A 23,751-nucleotide genomic window follows, 5' to 3' on the forward strand; every position below is an offset into this window, starting at 1 on the left:
TATTAAAACGCGTCGTTTATTGGGGGTGATTTGCTTTTGCGTTAATCTAAAAAACATGTTACATTAGTCGGGGCGCACTGCTAGCTGTCCGCCCCTACTATAAGATGTTTTTTCACTGGAAGTCCCTGATAGGGAAAAAACTACTTAGTATCTATTGCTAGCTCGCAATTATGCCGGAGTGTTTTCTACTAGTTTATTTTCTTGGCGCAGATAAGCTTGGATGAATGTATCAAGTTCGCCATTCATTATATCACCAATGGCTGTTGTTTCCGTGTTTGTACGTAAGTCTTTCACCATTTGGTAAGGGTGAAACACATAGTTACGGATTTGGTTGCCCCAGGAGGCTTCCACCATATCGCCACGAATTTCGGCAATTTCTTGGGCACGTTGCTCCTTAGCTATGACTAACAGCTTTGCTTTGAGGCGATTTAGGGCTTTCTCTTTATTTTGCAATTGCGATCGCTCTTCTGTACAGCGCACAGCCAGACCCGTGGGAAGGTGAACAATCCGTACCGCAGTTTCTACTTTGTTGACATTTTGCCCACCTTTACCACCAGAGCGAGTTGTGGTGATTTCCAAATCTTTGTCTGGAATATCCAATTGCACAGAGTTATCAATCTGCGGCATCACTTCCACCCCTGCAAAACTGGTTTGTCGCTTACCGTTAGCATTAAAAGGTGAAATTCGCACTAAGCGATGTGTACCCATTTCTGAACGCAAGTAACCATAAGCATAGCGACCAGTTATTTCTAGGGTTGCCGATTTTATTCCGGCTTCATCACCCTCCGACTCTTCAGCTAAAGTTACCTTGTAGCCGTGAGCTTCGCCCCAACGGGTGTACATCCGCATCAGCATAAATGCCCAGTCTTGAGCATCTGTGCCACCAGCACCAGCACTAATCGTCAGTACAGCACCTTCCGCATCATAGGGCCCAGAAAGTAACTGTTGTAACTCCCACTGATCCAGGTCACGATTCAGTTTAGTGATGGTAGATTCTGCTTCTTGGAGTAGTGCCTCATCGGTTTCTAACTCCAACAACTCAACAACGGCCTTAGTATCTTCCAAATTGGCGTGCCAGCGATCGTATTGTTGGAGGTGAGCTTTCAGGTCGTTGAGTTCTTGCAGCGTTTGTTGGGCCTGGGTTTGGTCATTCCAGAATTCTGGCTGTGCTGATATTTTTTCGAGGTCTTGAATTTTGGCTGTCAGTGCAGGTACGTCAAAGATAGTCCTGGGTTTTACCCAGGCGGCTAGACAACGTTTCGATTTCGCGTTTGAGTTCTAAAACTTCCATAGTGCTTGCTGAATGATAGATAGAGCGCTTTAAATTGAAAAATTGCTCTTTATTCTACTTGTATTTATTAATTTTAGCCGTAGTTGGGGAAATTCTCTCTGCACCACTTGGTAAGTTACAAAAATTACTTGGAATTATCAAGCACTTCTTTGGTAAGAGAAGTGGTTTGATTTTGTTGTTGCAGATAGGCTTTGATAAACAAATCAATTTCACCTTTTAAGACCGCTGCCGCAGCAGGTGTTTCTACATTGGTACGTAAATCTTTCACCTTAGTGTAAGGATGCAAGATATATTCCCGGATGAGCTTGTTGGATAAAGATTTTATCTGCCGGGGTTGAATTTGGTCAATTTGCTGGACATTTTGGGTTAGTGCGATCGCAAACAGTTTACTCTTGAGAATAGCTAAGGCTTTCTCTTTGTTTCGCATCGGACTGCGCTCTTGATTACAAAATACACTAATCCCAGTAGGAATGTGAAACAACCGCACCCATGTTTCTGGGCGGTTAACATTCCCCCGATGCCGGGGCAAAGTAATTTCTAAATGCTTCTCTGGAATCTCAAAATCAATAGACTCATCTAAAATAGGGCTGACTTCTACACTGGCTAGGCAGGTATGCCGTCTGCCATTGCCATGAACAGGAGAAATTCGCTCTATTCTTGCATGAGTTCCTTGTTCCGATTTTAGTCAGCCATAAGCATAACGCCCTGTAATTTATAGGGTGGTATGTTTGACCTCTCCTAAATCACCCTCTGATTCCACTATATACACTTTATGATTATGATTTACTGCCCAACGATGGTATAGCCGCAATAACATAGCTGCCCAGTCTTGGGCATCTATACCTCCAACCTCAGCCGTAATTGCCAAGAATGCCCCCTTTTGGTCGCAGGGACTGGACAGTAATTGTTGTATTTCTACTATTTCAAGTTCTTGCTGGAGTTGGGTAAGGTTGGTTTGTGCCTCTTGCAATAATTCCTCATCAGCAGATAATTCTAGTAGTTCTAGTGCAGCCTTGATATCTTCTAGAAGGAAGTGCGATCGCTGATATTGTTTCTTTTTAGCCTTGATATCTTCAATTTCTTGAAATTTCTGATAGAAAGTGACAGAATTATTCCAGAAAGTAGGTTGAGAAATTAATTGATTCAAGTCCTCGATTCTTGCACTAAGTTCTTGCAGGTCAAAGACAGTCTTCAGCCTTGGTCAAGATATTAGACAACCTTTCTACTTCGATTTTGATATTTGAGAGTTCTAGCATAGTTTTGCTCACTTTAGGCTGAACTTATCTACATATTATACTATTAAAACGATGAAAAAACCGTGGTTGCTGAAAATTTAACCACGGTTTTTTCTTTATAAAACTTGACTTTTGTTAGCCCCTACAGACAATTAATCGCGGCCATTTATGGCAATTAGCAACCGCAAGATAAAGACAAACAAATTGATGTAAGTGAGGTACATCGACAAAGCAGCAGGTAGATATTGATCGTCACTGTAAGTGCGGGGCAAGATGTAAAAATCGACGACAGAAACGCCAACAAACAGAAACACCCCCAAACCGGAGATGGCAATTTCTAACCAATTTGGCGTGTAAACACCAAACATGGCAAACCCGAATTGGGCAAGGCACACAACCACCAAGGCAATGACACCAAGATTGATGGTTTTCGTTAAAGCCATGCCGTCTTGTTCAGAGAGATTTGAACCTATTTGACGGGCAGCAATAAAGGTGACACCACAACCAAGGGCAGCCAAGCCAATGCCTTGAATACCAACACCTTGGGATCTCAAAGCAACATACACTAAGCCGCTGAGAGTATATCCAGACAAGAGGCTATAGGTTGCCAACAGAGGTAGTGCAAGTCCCTTATTACCTTTTTGGGCAACATTTTGAGCAACAAAGAACAAAATTAACTCCACAATCACCGCACCAATGAAGGTGGGAAAGAATATTCCGGGATTAGTACGGATAACTCCCAAACCGCCGTAGGTTCCTAATGCCGTTAGCACCAATCCACCTCCGACGTAAGGGAGGGCGTTGGCAATCACGTTTGGGCCAACGAGGGCGTGAGATTTAGCCTCACGAATAGCTTCACGAAAATTACTGGTATTGCTCATATTGAAAAACTGTTTTTTAGGAAAACGTTCTGCTTATTCCTATTCTTACCAATCTTTGGGGTTAACAGCCAAGGATTAAATAGTGTTGCAAAATTTGAAGGGTGGCTTTGTTGTTAAAAATTAGAATCGTCAGTCTCTGAGGATTGCACAGGATCTTTAGTACTGATAGCATACTCTTTAGCGCTGATTGCAAAGGGAAAAGGCAACGGTAGAACAACGTCATTTGCAAAATAAGGCCAGCGACTTCTGAGAGAGTGGACAAAATGAGCTAGCTTGTCACCCTTGATTTCTGGGTGATGAATCAAGGCTATTTCTAAGATTCTGGCTTTTCCAGCTTGCCTGCTGCCATTGTCAAGACGAGACTGCCATGTGCGTAATATGTGCTTTTCAGTATTTAAAGGTTTTCTAACGCTCAGGTAGAGCGATCGCTCCCCATCATCACATACATTCTGCCATCGATAAACACCACTGGTTCGACTACCAGGAGAATCTTTAACAATAGCAACTGGTACTTCACCATTCTCTGCAACTCGTAAGCGCACAATCCACAGGTGATTGATTTCTTCTGGTGAAAGGTACTGTTTTAGAGCTTGTAGTGGGTCATTAGTTACTAGATTTTTGTTTTGTAGCCAGTTCAGCATTTTGCGCGCATTTTGTGCCTCTGCCATAAATAGCACACGTGGGGATTTTTTATCAGTAATTGAAGTATTTAAGCAATCTTGCAAACATTCAGCAACAAATTTATTAATTAATTTTTGTTCTTTTGTTTGCTCCTTGCGCTTTTGTTCATCATCAAGTTCTTCATTACTTTCATCATTCGAGTTAGAATCCCAGTCTTCATTAGAAAGATGTGCAAGTCCAACAGGATATGATACCCAACCTTGTTCATTAAATAAATTAGGTGTTGTTAACTCTACTTTTGCTGTTAGTGGATTAACTCTAATCATCAAAACAACAGTTTTGGGAATATTTTCAGCATTTGTTTTGCGAGTGCGGCGCAGGACATAAAAGCACGTTAACCAAACATCAGGATCAATCTCATCTTTTTTAGGATTAATTAAAGGAGTATCAGGTAAAATTCCAAATTGCCTTAGTAAGTCTGATACCGCTCGTTTCACTGGTTCTAAACCAGATTTTTTCAGCTTTTCCGGGTCGGCTTTAGTGGTTATTCGGTGAATGTGTTGATTGAGATAGCCTGCTTTCATTGCCCCAATTCGCCATGCCAGTTTAGGATCGGCTTCTGATCTGAACAGTTTAGGTCTAATTTCGATTAAAGCCCCGCTTAGTTCTTGGGTTTGGGGTAGAAATGCAGTAATCTTGTTAATGCGTTCTGCTAATAAATCAGGGCGTTGCTGTTGATAAGTTTTCTTAACTTCAGAGAAGTTTTTAATTTCTAGGTCTTGTGTGAGGTCGCCAACGTGTTGAGTCTTGATGCACAGCGAACCGTGGGAACCTTGATAGATGTTTTCTACTTTTGTGGGTGATAAATACAGTAATTGGCAAATTTCAGCAATCAGTGCATCACGACATTGTGGAGTTTCCCACAAAATAAGTATGGTGCGAAGAGGATTTTCAGCTTCACGAAATACCGCCGATGCTGCTAGTTTTGGTCGCAGCATTGGGGTGTGTGAATGATTTGGGTCGTCAGATTTCTTGGCTTTTTTAGGTTTATTAGATTGGTTTTCTTCGTCAGCAAGCAGAGGAACAATTTTCTTTTTGGGTTTCTCTAAAGGCCAGAAAATAAAAACATTACCTGTCACCCTCTCAGCCTCACCCACTCTCTGAACAGGAAGACGTGCTTCAATAGCTTTATCTAGACTAGCTAAATCCTGTGGACTGACACCACCTAAGCACGGTGGATCTCCTAATTTAGAAGTGTAGGCGATCGCGGCTTGGATACCGCTAGAAATTGTGTTGATACCTGACCAGTTGTGATTTGGGTTAGAAACAAAATTATTTGCGTCAGGAAGTTGAGAGTCATTGAGAGAAAAAAGATTGCTGATAGCTTGAGACCATTTCACTTCCTTTCCATAACGGTTCATCATCAGTGGAATAAAGCAAAAGGGTTGGCGTTGGCCATCTAACCACCGACGGTTATCACCGATGTGAGCTTTCACGCCTGGATAAGGTACATATTTCAGAGGTTGAGTCAGCCAGCGTCGAACTGACAGTGGACATTTGTAATAAAAGGGACAAGTGTATTGTTTATAATCGCTTTCTTGCAAGTCTTCATCATCAGAATCATCATTCTCAGCTACAGGAACTTTTTGATAAAGCTTGTGACACGGTTCATTGCCAAATTCCCACTTCTCTTCTGATTGCACTAAAGCTAAAAGTGGGCAGACTGGACTAAACCAACGCCATGCAGGGTGCATCCCTCCCTTAGTAACTTCCTTTCCCTCACTTTTGAGAATTGGTTCATAAACTTTTGTCAATTGTTCTTGGCGGTTACTACCTAACACTGGTGCAGCAGGAATTTCTAATTTGTGGCAAAACAAAGAAGCAAGGCGCACAGCTGTAGCTACATCATTCACCATCAACCCACAGCGATATCCTTGTTTAGCCAAGAGGTAAATCAGAATTTCCAACAGGGTAGACTTGCCCACATTCAAAAGTCCAACAATGTGGATCAACCCTTCAAAATTCAGCTGATTACCTTGATGGAAATTATTGGATTCAGCATCGTAGAGTTGGAAGAGAATATTTTCCAAACGGTTACGATAATTTTCTTGTTGCCCAAACTGGGACAATTTATCGTCCATTTCTTGGGCAGCTAGTATTAATTCTTCACGGGTGACACTACACGGTGGATTCTGCTGAGTCCGTGTGCGATGAAGGGATACCACAGATGAGGGTGCTATATTAGCAACTTCCTTGGGAATATCAATAGGAGAGTTACCCTTTTGGGAAATCTTGGCATACCACCGTCCCTCAGTTACTAAGTTGACTTTTCGTTGTCTATGCTGTGGGGTTTTTAATAAAGTTGGGCGATATATCTCCTCTAAACGATTTGGGTAGATACTGGATGGAATAAGTTGAGGAACATCCCTTGCATCTTCAAGGCTATAGATTCTAATAATTTCAGGTAAGTTGATATACTCTTGAAGCACTCGCAACCACTGCCTACCTTTGCGCTGAATCAGATAGAAACGAGCATTTTGTATAATCTGCCAGTTGCGATCGCTTTGTAGTTGTTCAACTGGAAAGCGATATCCTTTCAGCAAAGCTTCCACAGAAGTTGCGGGTTCTTCTGGTGCTACTTCCTGAAGTAAAGTTAATCCCAATTCCACATCAGCAATGAGTTGGGCAAGACGCTTAATTTATCGCTGATGTACCTTAGCATTTGCGTTAACTAAACTAGATGCTACATACTCTTTTAATTCATCTGAGTTGCGGAGTTTCTTGCACAGATCCTTGCGCCAGCTAACAATATCACGCATTATTTTTCTTCCCTAAAATTGCTTGGGCTTGAGTAATGATTTCGCTAAATAGGCGTAAGCGTACCCCCTCAAGTTTTGGTTCTAGTTGTTCGCGCACAACTCTTATCCGCAAAGAGTCTTCACGTTCATCTGGAAAAACTACAAAGGTTTCCGTTGCATCACGCCGATACTGCACCTTTTGCAAACGTTCCTCATCTACAGATGCCCAATCTTTGAGATCAATTGCCCAGCGAACTTGGCGCGGAAACTCTACGAGTAAGTCAAATTCATCTATAAAAGGCCAGAGAGTAACGCGCAAACCCAACTTTGTCAGTTCTTCTTTAAGTTGAATTTCCCAAATTCCTGGCAGTGTGCCGTACAAATGTACGCCTGGTGTAACAGCTTTCCAATCCGCTGCTTTTTCTTTAGGAATAGGTGGCAATGGTTGAAGTTTTTTGGTTGCACAAAGTTTTTCACACCAAGGGTTTCGGCAGCTATAAGTACCATCAGGGCGTTGGCGTTGCACATACTTGCAGCGCGGACACAGATGATAGATGTTACCCTCTGCTAACTTATCCATATCGATATAGATTTCTAGCCGCGACAATAACTCGCGTAGTGGTCTGAGTTCGGGTAAACGTAGCTGTTGCCTATATTCTGAGTAATGAAGAGTGGGTTTAGTGATTATCAGTTGTCGAAAAGCGCGATAGGCATCGTTTAGCTGATTTCCCCGACAGTATTCCAGTACATCTTTTAGTACTGACTCTTGTACCTGCGCCACTACATCATTACCCGAAACTTGCCATTCTCTAGCGAAATCGGAAACTACTCCGTCTTCTATAATGCTGACATCTGGCGAAAGGTATTTAATCTCTTGGGCTAGTTTCCAAGAAGTAATTGATGTTTCCGCCCAATCAAAAAATTGTGGTAGGTTCTCTGGGGCTTGTTCTCCCCACAGTAACGAAGTTAAGTACATACGGGACATACCAATACGGAGGGCTTCTGGTACTTGACTTCGCTTTTCTAGCTCAAATTTTTCCCACTGCATCACGCCAGTAGCTAAATATCGCAGAGTGTCTGTCACAGATATCTGTAAAGATGATGTCTCCGATTCAGATTGAAGGAGGCGGAGGCTGCGGGCGCTATGGTCATCCCATTCAACGTCGATGCCGCGCATAGTCTGCAACCACTTCTGAACTGTTGCTTTCTGACGCGGTTGCATTCCGAGTTCTAGACACAACTCCTCCAAAGTTGGCCCCTGTTTATGAATGCTGAACCATTGCTGAAGTGTATCCAGAATTTTTTGTCGATGTTTAGTGATTTTCATTGTTCATCCTGCTATTTAGCAAGAAGTGTGACACCCACTAAACTTGCATGTCAATAAACTGTTTCTATGTTTCCACTAAGTTTCCAAAGTTTCCATTTTAGCACTATTAAATGGAAATCTTCGGATATGTCCCTCAATACCCAACTAAGTACAAATCACCATAAAAATGAGTCAGATTCTGTTTTTTGTAGCTTGGGTTTTGTTCTTCAATCCAACTGCAAATTTGGATTTTTGACCTTTATTAACGGGACTAAAACATTTTTGAGGGAAAAACAAGTCTCAAACCCATGTAGGTAGGGTAGGGAAAATACATCAAATGCTCAAAAATAGCCAAACTCAGATGTATTAAGAAATGAAACAAAACGATGTCAAAGTCTCTTTGTATATAAATTTGAGGTTCTTTTTTGGTTTTTTTTCTAAGTCCCATTAATGACAATGCGTACTAAGAGATAAAATTGCCCAGTCTATTTTGTGATTAATTCATTACCGATCCACTTGCACTCAGTATGACTGATAGGTATTAGATCACTCATGCACTTTTCAGCATAAATAGCTAGTTTTTGTTGAAAAAGCTAAAGATTATTTACCATTCAACAGTTATATAAAAAGTAAAAATAACCTGTAACAGAGAGGTTCACAAAATTACGCGTACAAATACTGAATTATGGAGTTCGACCCCTGATAAGTTCAGTAAAACGACGATGGCTTATTCTGCCTTGACTAACGAAAATAATGACAGCTTAGAAGAAAATATACGCAGCTCCATTTTCTCAGAAATAGGAGTTACAACAAAGGAATGTATATGGCAGCAAGTGAGTCCTCTTTACGAACTGATGGTATAGAATTATTACACTTGTACCACCAGAATCCTTCTATTAAACTTCGTAATAAACTTGTACAGTTACATACTGGCTTAGTACGGAAGATGGCTCATAAATTCAGTCATCAATGTAATGAACCTTATGAAGATTTAGAACAAATTGGTTATTTTGGTTTGATTAGGGCAATTGAGCGCTTTGACCCTAGCCAAGGATATGCTTTTAGTTCCTTTGCTGTGCCATATATTCGCGGTGAGATGCTGCACTTTTTGCGCGATCGCAGTACTCTATTAAAAATTCCCCGCCGTTGGCAAGAATTATACAATGAAGGACAAAAGATTCGCAAGGACTTGTCAATCTCTTTAGGTCGCCCGCCCAAGGATGCTGAAATTGCTAAACAACTTCGGGTATCTGTACAAGAGTGGCAAGAAACCAAGTTAGCTGCTCAAAACCGGATGCCCTTGAGTTTAGATGCAACCGCAGTTAACTATGTTGATTGCCAAATAACCTTAGGTGAGGCACTTCCTTGTCCTCGTTCTCATGTGCTTCTGCAACAAGAAGAAGAACGCCAACAACTGCAAGGCGCAATAAATATGTTGGAAGAAAAGCCTCGCATGGCAGTTGAAATGGTATTCTTGAAAGAACTTTCTCGCAAGGATGCTGCTAAAAATATTGGTACTAGTCCAATGACAGTAACGCGCTATCTACAAAAGGGAATTCAAGATTTGATTTGTTATTTACAACCACAGGTAATGCCCACCGGCTCGTAGTCGTGCTGAGTCAAAAATTCAATGACCAATGACCAATGACTAATGACTAAATTATCTAGATTTTAAATCAGCGATCGCACCTTTGGTCATTGCAGCAATAGCTTGGTCTGTCGCTTTCGGCAAATGATAATATTTACCGCCTGCTGTTTGCGATAATTCCTTAGCAAAGCCAGTGGATACAAATTTACTTTCTGTATCAATTACTAATAGTTGCATACCCAAAGCACGGATTCTCGCAGCAATTTCTAATAATTCTCCTTTGATATCTGGCTTTTCTCCTGGTTCTAGCTCTTCACCTAAAGAACGCGCTAAGGGAATATTACCTCGCCCATCGGTGATTGCTACAAGGACAACTTGCCCAATATCTCCACTCATCTGAGCATTTAAGCCGACGCGAACAGCTTGGGTTAAACCATGCGCTAAGGGCGAACCCCCACCACAGGGCAACCTTTCCAAACGGTTACGCGCTAAGGCAATAGAACGTGTTGGCGGCAATAACACCTCCGCCTGTTCTCCTCGGAAGGGAATTAATGCTATTTGGTCGCGGTTTTGATAAGCTTCTGTCAACAGTTGCATCACCGCACCTTTAGCCGATTGCATTCGATTCAAGGCCATTGAGCCAGAAGCATCTACCACAAATACTACCAACGCCCCTGCTTTGCGTACCAGGCGTTTCGAGCGAATATCAGCCTGTTCGACAATAACTTTTCTATCTGGTTGTCTTTCTCTTCGTGCTTTTTGATAAGGAGCCGCAGCTCTCAAGGTAGCATCTACTGCAATGCGTCGCGCTTTCCCCTTGGGCAACATTGGCTTAATGTAGCGTCCCCTGTCATCGGAAAAGATGACACTGCGACTACCAGATTTACCTTGCCGCTTCGCCATTTGAGTAAAGTAAAGCACGCTGTCATCAAGAATTACCCCTTCCGGATCAAAGATAAACTCTTCCGGGATGCTGGGGGGTTCTTGCTCTTGATTTTCTTCCTGTTCTTCTTGTTCTTCCTCTTCTGATTCGTCTGGAGGTTCTTCTTGATTCTCTGGTGGAGGCGGAGGCGGAGGTGGTGCTTGTTGTTCGGGTGGTGGTGTCTGCACAATTGTGGCGCGTGGTACAATCACCAATTCCACAGCACGGCGCAAATCTTCGGCATTCACTGTTGTTCGTCCTTCTAAAGCCGCAGCAGCTTTGGCAACCCGCGTGGCGAATAACTCGGCGCGATGTCCCTGAACTCCGCCGCGAATGGCCTCATCCACTAAGTAGGCAATTTGTTCATGGGTAATGGTTACTTCTTTCAACCATTCCCGCGCCAAGATGATTTGAGTTTTGAGTGAGTCTAAGTCTTCGTTGTACTGTTGAAGGAAGTCTTGGGGAGATTTAGAATAGGCGATCGCAACTTCAACTGCTGCTACTCTTTGATCTAAGCCGAGTACACCGTCAGCAGAAAGTGCGATCGCAATTCTATCTAGCAAATGCTCCCGTAATCCGCCTTCTTCTGGATTGTAGGTGGCAATAAATAAAGATTTACACGGATGCTGAAAACTAATCCCTTCCCGTTCAATTTGGTTGCGTCCCTCAGATAATACTGTTAAAAGCTGATTTGATATTTGGTCATCTAATAAATTAATTTCATCTACGTATAACACACCTCGGTTTGCTGTAGCGAGTAAACCGGGCTGAAAAATAGTATCACCTTGCTTTACCGACTTTTCAACATCCACGGAACCGAGGAGTCGGTCTTCTGTGATACCTAGAGGAATTTGCAAAAAAGGCGCGGGGATAATTTCGACGGGAACATCTTGAATATTTTTATCTGCGTACTCCGCCAAAAGTTGATCGTCCCAATCATCTGGGTAGTTGGGGTCACAATTACTGATTGAGCCTTTGACAACTTCAATCGGCGGTAGTAAAGCGTGGATAGCACGAGCCATTACAGATTTTGCCGTACCGCGACGACCTGCGATCGCAACTCCTCCCAAACCAGGATCGACTGCGGCTAATAGCAAGGCTAATTTAATTGCTTCTTGACCGATTACGGCTGTCAAGGGAAAAGCAGTGATGGTGGGATTGATAGTAGGCGCAGGCATTGTTTGCTTTCATAGCGAGTCTCGGCCTTTAGCATACCAATTTCTGACACATTTAGAATATAAGTGCGATCGTCTCTGGTGGGCGGTTACACCATCGCATTTCCCTTGGGAGAAAGATTTATGAGTATTGCCTAGGCTAAACGCTTCACACTAGCTGAATACCACAGGCTTATTGAATTGGGCTTTTTCCATGAATATGACCACATGGAATTAATCAACGGGGAAATTATTGAAATGGCATCCAAAGGTACAGCCCATAAAACTTGTTTGCGAAACTTGTTGCGGGAACTTCCAAAAATTGTAGGTGATAGGGCAACCTTGCAATCTCAAGCTCCGATTGCTTTGCCACCGAATAGTGAACCTGAACCTGATTTTGCTATTCTTCAAAACCGAGATGACAATTATCTATCTGGTCATCCTCAACCTGCTGATGTGTTATTGGTGATGGAGGTTTCAGATTCTTCTTTGGGTTACGATCAAGATGTGAAAATACCTCTTTATGCTAAAACCAGTATTGCTAATTATTGGATATTCAATTTATTCGATAATTATTTGGAAGTTTACAGTGAAGTATATCAGAATAGTCAAGGTAAACATGGCTATTCAAATAAACGAATTATTTTATCAAATCAATTAATAAATTTTCCTTGCTTCCCGGATTTATCTCTGGATTTAGTGAGGGTATTTCCGCCCAAACTGAATTTTTAAGCTTTGCTATAGCAATGAGATAAGATTCAGTCATAAAATCAGAGAGTAAGTTTTATGGCTTATAGTGATTTCAAACTTATTGAGGTTATTGATTCTTTTGGGTTAATTATCCACGAATCATCTGGACTATTTGCAAATGTGCAGGAGCAAGAATGTAGTGATTTATTATCTACTATACTTAAAGAAAATGTTGATTTAGCAGTAGCGATAAGTTCAGAAAAAGCTCGAAGTGAAATGATAATCAGTCCAATTTTATTAGAAATTAGGCGTAAATTCAATTATGAAATAAGCTTTTTTTCTGGGGTGGATTTTACTGTTGATAGCCAACGAGGATTAAACGGCTTTTGTGATTTTATTTTGAGTCTTTCTTCGGAACAGTTGCTTGTACGTAGTCCGGTAGTTGTCCTAGTAGAAAGTAAAAATGAGAACTTGAGGTCTGGTTTAGCGCAATGTATTGCTGAAATGGTAGCTGCTCAGTTATTTAACGAAAGAGGTGGAAATAATCAAATTAAAGCTATATATGGTGCTGTTACTATCGGTACTATTTGGCAATTTATCAAGCTTGAAGGAAATCTAGTTTCGATTGATTTGAGTGAATATTATATTAAGGATATTAAGAAAATTTTAGGTATTTTGTATAGTGCGATCGCGCACAACAAACCCGAAATTATTTATTAATTAAAAAAATGGTAGTTGTGAAAGAATACCACAGATGATGCTTAAAGTTGATGGATAACAGGCTATGTATTACGACAAGCCACTACGCGTCTACGCTTTTACGAAATCTTCATAAGTAACTATATTGACAATGCAGCATCAGATATGAAAGTATGTACTTAAGACAGCAAAATAACCGCACTCTAAAGCGCAGGTTTTTGGTGTTGTCTCAGCAGCAGAATTCCTAGTTTCCTGCCGAGCTTCGTGTTGTTCCTTCGGCTGAATGTTCAGTCCAATGTCAGGTCAAATGATTGGCTAGACTTCAATGGGAAGACAGATGTTTGGATGAATATTCAGGGGAAGGTATGACGCGAAACTTGCTAGGAAACTGGGAGTTCTACTGCTGAGACTTAAACCAAACGAAAGCGACGGTAGAGAGTTTTATCACAAGGTAGTACTTTTTGAGTATAAATTCCTTGTATAAAGTTCTGCTACTGCTAGATGTGTGATTTTTTAATGCTGTCGAGCAAAAATCATAATTTCTCAGGTAAAGATATGACTCGACAAATAAGCTTGCAACAATATTTAGTTTCAATGTATTGGGACTATCAAAATATTTCAGACACAAAAATAGCCAAGGATTTATTACTATTTGCTAATTCACTAGGCTTTATTGCCAACCAAAAAGTTTATAGTAATTGGTGTGAACAAAGTAAAGCTAAATCAGTTTTAGCAAGCCTGGATTTTGACTGTATCCATGTATGTCGTGAATTCAGAAATGCTGTAGATTTTAAACTTGTTATGGACTGTGGTGGCGACAGTTCAGATATAGTCATCCTTATTTCTGGAGATAGCTACTGTGAAGTTTTAATTGATGGGTTACGTCAAAATGGTAAAAAAGTGATAATTTTTGCTCGTCAGAAAAGTGCAAAACTTAGCTTGAGGAATCTCGCTGATATATTCTATTTTGTAGATGATTTACCTAAGTTAGTTGAAAACAAGACTCAGTTTAAAAGCACTTCATTGTATGAAAAAATTAATTACAATGAGGCTATAGAGTACTTGGTCAAAGCTATCAATACTGCGTTAGATAAAAAAAAGTGTACAGAATTAGGCTACATTAATAACTTGATGATGCAGTTATTCACTAAGTATCAGGGAGTTTCCTCAATAGATGAACCTGATGGCAAGAAATTTAAGAATTTTAGCCGGTTTATTGATGCTGCTGTGAGGGATGGTAAAGTTCAAAAGCAAGGTCAGGAATTATTTTTAGTTAAGTCAAACAAATTAGCTGCTTAAAAAAGCTTTTAAAAACCCAGTTAAGTAAAGGCTGGGTTTTACCAATACCGCTACCTGCGGTTTTTTCATGTCTGAAGATAATAGCACTCGAAAAGTTTCCCAATAATCAATTTTTGCAACAAAATACAAAATAAAAATGCATAGACTTCTAATATTCCATGATGAAAAACTTCTACGCCGTGCGCTTACCCACCGTTCTTACGTCCATGAAAACCCTGGAGAAGGCGAACACAATGAACGCCTAGAGTTTCTTGGTGATGCTTTGCTGAATTTCTTAAGTGGCGAATATCTCTATGGTTGTCATGCAGAAATGGGAGAAGATGAATTAACCCGTCGGCGTTCGGCGCTGGTAGATGAAAAGCAATTGGCAAAGTTTGCTGAAGAGGTAGGTTTAGACTTTAGGATGCGGTTAGGAAAAGGCGCAATTAGAGATGGAGGCTACCAAAATCCTAATTTGCTCAGTAGTACCTTTGAAGCAGTTCTTGGTGCTTACTATTTGGATAATCAGTCCAATATTGAAACAGTTCGCGCAATTATAGAACCACTATTTGATTCTGTAGATCCTAAGCATATAATTGTACCTCGTTCTAATGTAGATTCAAAAAACCGTTTTCAAGAATGGGTGCAACGCAATGTTACTCCAAATCCCCCCAAATATTTCACAGACCAAATAGGAGGCCCTTCTCATGCGCCAGAATTCATAGCCAAAGTATTGGTGGATGAAAAAATTTACGGGGAAGGCAAGGGACGCAATAAAAAAGATGCAGAAAAAGCTGCTGCGGAAGATGCACTAGCTAAGTTGAAAAAACAAGGTTTGTTGTAGAGTTTATGGGTTTATAAATTTTGAGAATTTTAAAATTAGAATCTTCCTAATACTAAAAAATCACAAAAAAAATGAGGATGACGTATACCATCCTCATTTTACTTTTTGTTACTTTACTCATTTCCAGATAGTATTCAGAAAACGAGTCAACTATTACAGTTGCGGTACGTACTGTTGCTTCTCAGGTACTTCAGCGTACTCAGCTACAATCTGGCGGAATTCTTCGCCATCAATGGTTTCCTTTTCGATGAGCAAATCTACTAAGCGATCGGTGACAGTGCGATGGTCACGGATGATCTTTTTAGCATTGTCGTAGCACTGCTCAACAATTTCCCTAACTTGTGCATCAATGCGGGAAGCAATGGATTCAGAATACTCAGATCGGGTTGTCCAGTCACGACCCAAGAATACTTCTCCCTGCTGGCTTTCTAACGACAGTGGCCCTAAGTCGGACATCCCGAAACGAGTCACCATCTGTCGTGCCATTCCCGATAGTTGCTGCAAATCTCCACCAGCGCCAGTTGTGACTTCCGCAGCCCCAAAAATCACCTCTTCAGCAGCGCGACCACCTAAAGCACCAGTAATTCTGGCTTTCAACTGAGAACGAGAAATTAACCCCTGTTCTTCGTTGGGCGTAAACCAAGTTAAACCCTGTGCTTGTCCCCGTGGAATCAGAGTAACTTTCTGTACTGGGTCATGGTCTTTTAACAAAGTCCCAACTAAAGCGTGTCCGATTTCGTGGTAGGCAATTAAGCGTTTGCTCTTGCTATCTACCAAGGGAGTGCCTTCCATCCCAGCTACTACCCGATCCACTGCATCATCAATTTCGCGGAGAGTGATGGCTTCTTTGCGTCTTCTAGCAGTGAGAATTGCTGCTTCATTGAGCAAGTTGGCTAAGTCAGCACCAGTGAATCCAGGAGTGCGGCGAGCGATCGCATCCAAAGATACACTAGCGTCTAATTTCTTATTCCGCGCATGGACTTGCAAGATTTCCAAACGCCCTTTGATATCAGGTGCATCGACTGTTACTTGGCGGTCAAAGCGACCGGGACGCAATAAGGCTGAGTCTAGTACGTCGGGACGGTTGGTAGCAGCAATAATAATGATGCCTGTATTACCTTCAAACCCGTCCATTTCAGTGAGCAACTGGTTGAGGGTTTGCTCTCTCTCGTCGTTACCACCACCGATACCAGCACCCCGTTGCCGTCCTACGGCGTCGATTTCATCAATGAAGATGATACAAGGGGCGTTGTCTTTGGCTTTCTTGAACAAATCGCGGACGCGGGATGCACCCACACCAACGAACATTTCCACAAATTCCGAACCGGAAATGCTGAAGAAAGGTACGCCTGCTTCGCCTGCGATCGCTTTTGCTAGTAAAGTTTTACCAGTTCCAGGAGGCCCAACTAATAGCACTCCCTTGGGAATCCGTGCGCCCACAGCCGTAAATCTTTCTGGCTGCTTCAGGAAGGTGACGACTTCTTGCAGTTCTTCCTTGGCTTCTTCGATCCCGGCTACGTCGTCAAATTTGACGCCGGTTTTTGCCTCCATTTGGAAACGCGCTTTGGATTTGCCGAAGTTCATTGCTTGACCTGGCCCGCCGGGGAGGTTACTAGAACGCCGGAACAAAAAGAACAGCCCAGTAATCAATAAAACTGGAAAGATGAGATTGCCCAACAATCCCCAAATTGCGCCATCATTCCGCATGGGATGAGCATCAAAACTAATGGCTTTTTCTTTGAGCTTGCTAATTAACTCAGGAGCGTTAACAGGCAAATCTACACGCCACCTTTGGACACGATTTTCCAGGTCTGGATCGCGGGCTTCTATAATTGCCGTCCTACCGCCTTCGTAAAGATCCACACTGCTGACGCGATCGCTGTTCAAGTATTCTAGAAAGCGACCATAAGTCATGCGAGTATTGGCTGCATTCTTACTCATGTCGGCAGGAGCGCCTGCAAACGCCCCTTGCCAGAAGAAAAAGCCAATTACCAAAGCCGGCAACGTCCAGAGTGCTACAACTTTCCAAGAGAATTTCATTTTAATTTGCCTCTAGATGCCTATACAACTCGTTAGCTCTAGTAACTGAATGTTGATCACTCTGTCACTTTAAGCTGTTAAACGGATGTTTATAAATCCATTTTGTTTAATTTGATCTCTTACATGCACTGCCATAAGGCGATTAGAGCATTATGGCGATGCCAACAAGAATCTTAATCAAAGTTAACTTAATTTTAATACAATATCGCACGAGAAAAGGGAGCGCAACGGGATGCAAAGACAAAGAGAATTTCTCCAGAATACTGCTGGTATCGTTTAAGCCGCTTTCAATCATGACTAGGGAAAGTAGGAGAGATGAGGGAGACAAGGAAAATAACCAATGCCCCTCAAGAGTGCTGAGTCATGAGTGCTGAGTCATGAGTGCTGAGTGCTGAGTTGGAAATCTCGCTTCTTTACTCAGGACTGGGAACTCGGAACTCGGAACTGTTTTGCCCCATGCCCAATGCCCTGCAAAAGCTTTGATATAAAAAACTTTTGACTTTTGACTTTTGACTTTTGACTTCCGCCTTGCGGTAATGCCTAATGCCCTACTTTACTTCTGTAATTTTTAGAGTGTAAGGAAGATACTTGCCTTTTTCGTAGGAACCAACCCAAATTTGGTAACTTCCAGGTAGCCATTCACCAATAATGCCAGCATTTTTGCCATCAAAATCGTCATTGCACCAAGTACCACCAGGCCCTTTGATAATCATGGTAGTGTCTTCGGGACTTTGCACTTGCAACTTCAGGTAGTCAAATTTACTTGTTAACGCTAATGTGTGGTCTGGTGTTTCATCAACAAATCCAGTACAAGGCCCGGTGGCTGTTTCGCTTCTCCCACCTACTTGACTCCCAGATATTGAGCCACCACTCATCCCGCGAACTGTCAGGGGGTCTGGTGAAAACTGAGGGCTAATGGTGACATCTCCAAATATCGTTGGCGCTTCCTGAGCATCAACCGCAGCATTAACTGTCGATGTGATGAAGAGCGTAACTATCATGAACGATAATCTCATCCCTCTATTGAGCGCTTTTGTAGGCATTGTAATTACGTTCGCTTCTAAGTGTTTTTGAAGACATGAATTTTACACACCAAGTTCCCAACATGAGGAGAATTGACTAACTATTTTAGATGTGAAATTGAGAATAATTCATTAGTAATTAGTTAATGATTTCCTGTTTCCATAATTGCTTTACCTTATGAATAGGGGCACACATTTGTGCGCCCCTAAAATCTAAAATATTTCTAAAATCTGGAAATAATCGCTACTTAGCTTCCGTTATAGCTCGATTCAAGCGCGGCTTATCTAAACCAATCTGATTTAGTAGTAACCAAGATTGGATTAAGTCGGGGCCATGAACATCTCCAGTTAAAGCTGCTCGGAGCGATCGCATCACTAAGCCTTTTTTGGCTTTTTGCTCTTTCACCACTTGTTTTATAATGTCTTGGGCGGCGGCTTCTGACAGTTGCGGCTGATCTTCTAAAGCTGTGACAATCGCTTCCAGAACAGCAGTAGAACCTTCTTGCTTCAGTTGTGTACTGCCTTCATCGCTAAATTCAACTGCATCGCTAAAAAACAGTTGGCTTTGAGCTACTCCATCTACCAGGCGAGTCAAACTCTGGCTAATTAAAGTTACTAGCTGTTCTAACCAGGGGCGTTCTCTTCCACCATCAAATTTATATCCAGCCGCTTCCCAAAAGGGGATGAGTAAATCTGTGAGTTTATCTACTGGCGTATTGTGGATATACTGACTGTTCAACCAATCCAGCTTGTCCCAGTCAAACTTTGCACCTGCTTTATTTACACGCTCAAAACCAAATTCTTTAGCTGCTGTTTCTAAAGTAAATATTTCTTGCGTCGAGTCTGGTGGCGACCAACCCAGCAATGTCATGTAATTTACCAAGCCTTCAGCAGTAAAGCCCATTTGCTTAAAATCAGAAATGGAAGTGACACCATCTCGCTTAGAAAGCTTGCGCCCTTCCATATTCAAAATTAGCGGCGTGTGAGAAAACTCTGGAATTTTTGCACCCATTGCTTCATACAGCAGAATTTGCTTGGCAGTGTTGGCGATGTGGTCTTCTCCGCGAATGACATGGGTGATTTGCATATCGATGTCATCCACTACAACGACAAAGTTATATAAAGGTTGACCGCTACCCTCTTCTGAGGCGCGGGCGATGACCATATCACCACCCAAATCGCTACCTCGCCAAGACATTTTTCCCCTGACTAAATCGTTCCAGACAATTTCGCGATCGTCTTCGATTTTGAAGCGAATTACAGAGGAGCGACCTTCTGCTTCAAAAGCGGCGCGTTGTTCTGGGGTGAGGTTGCGGTGACGGTTGTCATAGCGAGGAGCTTCGCCTCTAGCTTTTTGAGCTTCTCGCAAAGCTTCTAGTTCTTCGGAAGTAGTGTAGCAGCGATAGGCTAATTCTTGATCTAGAAGTTTTTGGACTGCTTCTTTATAAAGATCCAGACGTTGGGATTGGAAAAATGGCCCTTCATCCCAGTTAAGTCCTAGCCAGCGCAATCCTTCAAGAATATTGTCGGTGTATTCGGGACGCGATCGCTCTAAATCTGTATCTTCTATTCGCAGTATAAACTTCCCGCCGTGATGACGGGCAAATAACCAGTTGAATACAGCCGTTCTAGCTGTACCAATATGTAAATTTCCAGTTGGACTCGGCGCAATACGGACTCTAACAGTCACAGTTAATTCTCTCTTTCGCAAAGCATGATAAATGTAGCTTATATTTAAACCCTGAATCAGCCTCTTCGGGTAATTCAAAATTCTATATCATCTAAGTTGGGTGATATGCTACTCATAAATTTATAACGGGACTGACGGGGCTCGAACCCGCAACTTCCGCCGTGACAGGGCGGTGCTCTAACCAATTGAACTACAGTCCCTTGTTTGGCAACTTTGCTATTATCACTATTTTTTTTCTACTTGTCAAGTGTCTTGGAGTTAGGAATTAAGAATTGTTTTTCTCTGTATCTCCCAGGTGCGAATTATTCATTAAAAAGATCGTGATAATACAACCTGTGGCTCTGATTCCAGATGCTGCAATATTCGGGATTGCATTTGTTTATACTGCTGTTTCAATAGCTGTTTGCTCAATTGGGGTTGAGAAGCGGGTGGTAGACTATGGCTCTGTTGCACCCAAGTTTTCAACATTTGCCGCTGAGTTGACTCAATGCGACTGCTGAGAACCTTGATGCAAGAATGTGGTGCTTCCAGAGTAAAGAAAATCAAAGGATATTGTTCATTTTCAGCCAGGAAACTTACCATCCTCAGATTTTGGGGATTTTGCATATCTAAGTAGCACGGTAGCCACTTAGGAGCGAATTGCCGATTATAGAGTACAGTTACCCACAACAACATTGGGTGAGGGGATGTCACAAAGACAAACTGGTTATAACGGGTAGAAACCGCATAGTTTTTGATTTCTTGTTTAGACAACATCAACCATAGCGCTGTTATAGATCCTTGTGGAGTGTCTAGAAGCTGGGGAAAAACAATTTCTTGAATTGGTTTATTTTGAGGCCATGAAAGTTGCCGATAGCTTTGTTCTACAGTGATTGGTAATACAGAATTTAAGGGACTGCCAAGGATGGATTTAGAGGCCAAATTTGTAGGAAAAGTGGGATAATTAGACTGTTCTAGACTGTCTAAAACTTGTAAAAGTTCAGCGATATTTTGAGGGCGATCGCTTGCTTTTTTAGCTAGACAAGCCATAATTAAATTATTTAGCTTGTGAGGTATTTTAAGACTAGGTTTAACATCTGCGATCGTTTTTGGTGTTTCAAAGTGATGTGCTTTATACCAAGCACCAAAGTAATCAGTTTCTGGTTGCCAAGGTTTTTTGCCTGTGAGCATCTCAAACATCATCACACCCAAACTATAAATATCAGAGCAACTATCTAATTTTTCTCCATCTAATTGTTCTGGAGAACAGTAGGGTAAAGTGCCATTAAATCCGCTACTCGTACTAGCTGTTGATGCATAATTCAAAAATCTAGCAATACCAAAATCGAGAATTTTAACTAACTGACTCAATATCGGATCGGGAATAACTAATATATTCGCAGGCTTGATATCTCGATGAACCAACGGACAAATTTTGCCATCAATGTTAATACCTTGATGGGCACACTGTAACCCCAAACAAATTTGGCGAGAGAGAGTCAAAAACATAGGCAAAGGTAGCGGAATTAAATCCTTTAAACTCTTGCCACATAAATATTCCATGACGTAGTATGGTTTTCCTTTCTCATTCACACCATAATCATACGCTCGCACTATATGTACGCTCTTTTGACTCAAGGCTGCACTCATTAAAGCTTCACGAGCAAAGTCTTGTTGCATCTTGCTATTAACAACAGTTTTAGTCAAAAATTTGATAGCAACTGGTATACCTCCTAACAAAACATCATTTGCTAAAAAAACTTCACCCATGCCACCGCTGCCAATTAATTGCTTGAGTTGATAACGATTGGCAAGCAAGCCCGTACTACTTGAAGATGTAAATGGGCTTTGATTCACTTTGTTCACCTCTGGCACTAAATCTATTTAAAATTAGCAATACACACATAAAGATATTATTAGGTAATGGGGGCAAGGATTTTGATTTGACAGCAACCTTTCAAGGACGTAATAGAAGTTTCAAAAACATCTCCAAGAATTTAGTCATCCAATTTTTTAAACCTTCTTTCTCAATTTTTTGATGTGTGGCTAAATTTTGTAATATGTCTAACTTCAGCTTCTCGTACTCTGTTCTGAGAATATTTTTGGCTTGATTAGGCAAGATTAGTTCATTTGACTGTTGACTCATATCTAACCAATCTACAAGTTGTTGGCGCTGTTTAGCCGTGAGGTTTAAAGTTGTTACATGAGAGCAGTGAGTTGGATCTCCTAGTGAAAAAAATAGTAGATGATAGTAACCTACTTCCGCTAAACTACGTGCTATATTTTGACCTTTATTATCTTTTAGATCCAGAAAATAAGGTAGCCATTTAGTCGTAGAAGCTTGAGGATCATATAGTACTGTTACCCACAGTAACATCGGGTATACACTCATTTTACTAATAAATTCAGTACTATGTATTTTATCTAAAAATTTTGCAATTTCTTGTTTGGGCAACATTGCCCAAAAAGTTGGTATAGGTTTTTGAGTAGTTTGTAGTAAATGGGGAAATCCAATTGATGCGATTGGTTTATTTTTCGGCCAATTTTTCTGCAAACACTCTTTTTCTGATAATAAAGTTGCGGGTACTAATTGAACTGGAAGCGAGATTTTAATCAGATCGGTACTAGTGCTAGTGCTAAGAATAACATCATTAAGTTGAGCATTAACTTTTTCTAAGCCTTCTAATATTTGGTTAATATTTTGAGGGCGATCGCTAACTTCTTTAGCTAAACAACTCATCAATATTTTTTGTAATATTTCTGGGATTTTAACTTGTGGATTTACTTCTTCAACTGTTGGTGGCATTTGAAAGCGATGGGCTTGATACCAAGTACCAAAGGAGTTACTTTTTGTTTTAAATGGATGTTTCCCTGTTAACATCTCAAACATTAGTACTCCCAAACTATAAATATCAGAGCGGACATCTAGCAGTTTGCGCCCTTCCATGTGTTCTGGAGAACAGTAGGGTAAACTCCCAATAAAAGAATCTGTTAGAGTCATCCCACTTCGCTCTGTTAAAAACTTGGCAATACCAAAATCTAGTATTTTAACAATTTCTGCTTTTTTACTATCTTCAGTAATAAATATATTTTCTGGTTTGATATCCCTATGAACAATCGGATAAATCTCTCCTTTAAGACTGATACCTCGGTGGGCACATTGTAAGCCTAAACAAATTTGATAACAAATCTCTAAAAACTTCGATATTGTTAAAGGCTGAGTTTTCAGAATTTGTTTGAGATTTTTTCCTTGCAGGCATTCCATTACATAAAATGGAGTTTTATCCTCAGTGACACCATAACTTAAAATGCGAACAATATGTTTACTTTTGCGACCCAATTGAGCGCCAATAAAAATCTCTCTGGCAAAGCGTTGGGACATCTGTTGATTTGCCAAACTGAGTGATAAGATTTTGACTGCGATCGGCATACCATCTTTAGCAGTATCCTCCGCTAGATAAACTCTACCCATTCCTCCTTTGCCAATTAAATCTCTGATTAAATAGCGATTGTTTAAAAATTGTCCGATGTAATCGTCTAATTCTGCCTTTTGCCCTACCATACTCTCCATTTTATTTTCTGGCATAAAAATTATTTATAAAATATTGGCAAAATAATTTAAGAAGTCTAGCTAATTATTAAATTTAAATCTAAGACATATCCGAATTTTGAGAACATTAATTATATGCTGTAAATATCTTTAAGCTTTCTGC

14 protein-coding genes, 1 tRNA gene and 2 pseudogenes are annotated in these 23,751 nt (G+C 41.1%); 5 read left to right on the top strand and 12 right to left on the bottom strand.

Annotation, left to right across the window (positions count from 1 at the left end; translation table 11 throughout):
- Window positions 1-168: 168 nt before the first annotated feature.
- The 5 genes and pseudogenes from prfB to ACFE93_RS15120 all read right to left on the bottom strand — a co-directional run bounded on the left by prfB (window position 169) and on the right by ACFE93_RS15120 (window position 8,153).
- Window positions 169-1,291, bottom strand: a protein-coding gene (gene prfB / locus ACFE93_RS15100) for a peptide chain release factor 2 (RefSeq protein ID WP_375474063.1) whose coding sequence is annotated in 2 segments (ribosomal slippage) — window positions 169-1,218 and window positions 1,220-1,291 — 1,122 coding nt in all. Because the reading frame shifts where the segments join, the coding sequence is not laid out codon by codon here.
- A gap of 124 nt (window positions 1,292-1,415) precedes the next feature.
- Window positions 1,416-2,547: pseudogene (locus ACFE93_RS15105) on the bottom strand (PCRF domain-containing protein).
- A 131-nt stretch (window positions 2,548-2,678) separates the two neighbouring features.
- On the bottom strand, window positions 2,679-3,407 hold the full coding sequence (locus ACFE93_RS15110; RefSeq protein ID WP_322648731.1) for a Bax inhibitor-1 family protein: 729 nt from the start codon (window positions 3,405-3,407) through the stop codon (window positions 2,679-2,681).
- 113 nt (window positions 3,408-3,520) lie between these two features.
- The gene (locus ACFE93_RS15115; protein ID WP_375474099.1) at window positions 3,521-6,727 is read right to left on the bottom strand and encodes an RNaseH domain-containing protein; all 3,207 of its coding nucleotides are present in this window, start codon (window positions 6,725-6,727) and stop codon (window positions 3,521-3,523) included.
- 112 nt (window positions 6,728-6,839) lie between these two features.
- Complete coding sequence (locus ACFE93_RS15120; RefSeq protein WP_375474064.1) at window positions 6,840-8,153, bottom strand: Fis family transcriptional regulator; 1,314 nt, start codon at window positions 8,151-8,153, stop codon at window positions 6,840-6,842.
- An 802-nt stretch (window positions 8,154-8,955) separates the two neighbouring features.
- On the opposite strand from ACFE93_RS15120, the gene ACFE93_RS15125 reads away from it, so the two are divergent.
- The gene (locus ACFE93_RS15125) at window positions 8,956-9,741 is read left to right on the top strand and encodes an RNA polymerase sigma factor SigF (RefSeq protein WP_375474065.1); all 786 of its coding nucleotides are present in this window, start codon (window positions 8,956-8,958) and stop codon (window positions 9,739-9,741) included.
- Between the two features lie 51 nt (window positions 9,742-9,792).
- Here the strand turns inward: ACFE93_RS15125 and bchD are convergent, their stop codons facing one another.
- A complete protein-coding gene (gene bchD / locus ACFE93_RS15130) occupies window positions 9,793-11,820 on the bottom strand; it encodes a magnesium chelatase ATPase subunit D (protein ID WP_375474066.1) in 2,028 nt (675 codons plus the stop codon).
- A gap of 135 nt (window positions 11,821-11,955) precedes the next feature.
- Between bchD and ACFE93_RS15135 the strand changes: the two are divergent.
- The 4 genes and pseudogenes from ACFE93_RS15135 to rnc form a co-directional block, all read left to right on the top strand.
- A pseudogene (locus tag ACFE93_RS15135) lies at window positions 11,956-12,528 on the top strand (Uma2 family endonuclease); the annotation flags it as partial.
- A 54-nt stretch (window positions 12,529-12,582) separates the two neighbouring features.
- On the top strand, window positions 12,583-13,206 hold the full coding sequence (locus ACFE93_RS15140) for a hypothetical protein (protein WP_375474067.1): 624 nt from the start codon (window positions 12,583-12,585) through the stop codon (window positions 13,204-13,206).
- A gap of 534 nt (window positions 13,207-13,740) precedes the next feature.
- On the top strand, window positions 13,741-14,484 hold the full coding sequence (locus ACFE93_RS15145) for an NYN domain-containing protein (RefSeq protein ID WP_375474068.1): 744 nt from the start codon (window positions 13,741-13,743) through the stop codon (window positions 14,482-14,484).
- Window positions 14,485-14,620: 136 nt separating this feature from the next.
- Entirely contained in the window at window positions 14,621-15,307 is a 687-nt protein-coding gene (rnc, locus tag ACFE93_RS15150) for a ribonuclease III (RefSeq protein WP_375474069.1), read from the top strand.
- A gap of 153 nt (window positions 15,308-15,460) precedes the next feature.
- Here rnc and ftsH2 read toward each other — a convergent pair whose 3' ends face one another.
- The 6 genes from ftsH2 to ACFE93_RS15180 form a co-directional block, all read right to left on the bottom strand.
- Window positions 15,461-17,347, bottom strand: coding sequence for an ATP-dependent zinc metalloprotease FtsH2 (gene ftsH2 / locus ACFE93_RS15155; RefSeq protein WP_375474070.1), 1,887 nt, complete (start codon window positions 17,345-17,347; stop codon window positions 15,461-15,463).
- A gap of 548 nt (window positions 17,348-17,895) precedes the next feature.
- Window positions 17,896-18,390, bottom strand: a complete 495-nt coding sequence (locus ACFE93_RS15160) for a hypothetical protein (protein ID WP_375474071.1) — start codon at window positions 18,388-18,390, stop codon at window positions 17,896-17,898.
- 223 nt (window positions 18,391-18,613) lie between these two features.
- The gene (gltX, locus tag ACFE93_RS15165) at window positions 18,614-20,059 is read right to left on the bottom strand and encodes a glutamate--tRNA ligase (RefSeq protein ID WP_375474072.1); all 1,446 of its coding nucleotides are present in this window, start codon (window positions 20,057-20,059) and stop codon (window positions 18,614-18,616) included.
- 126 nt (window positions 20,060-20,185) lie between these two features.
- Window positions 20,186-20,259: transfer RNA gene (locus ACFE93_RS15170), tRNA-Asp, on the bottom strand.
- Window positions 20,260-20,368: 109 nt separating this feature from the next.
- Window positions 20,369-21,895 (bottom strand): serine/threonine protein kinase, encoded by a 1,527-nt coding sequence (locus tag ACFE93_RS15175; protein WP_375474073.1) that lies wholly within the window; start codon window positions 21,893-21,895, stop codon window positions 20,369-20,371.
- 100 nt (window positions 21,896-21,995) lie between these two features.
- Window positions 21,996-23,624 (bottom strand): serine/threonine protein kinase, encoded by a 1,629-nt coding sequence (locus tag ACFE93_RS15180; protein WP_375474074.1) that lies wholly within the window; start codon window positions 23,622-23,624, stop codon window positions 21,996-21,998.
- Window positions 23,625-23,751 lie beyond the last annotated feature (127 nt).

It is taken from the genome of uncultured Nostoc sp. (assembly GCF_964247315.1).
Taxonomy (GTDB): Bacteria; Cyanobacteriota; Cyanobacteriia; order Cyanobacteriales; family Nostocaceae; genus Nostoc.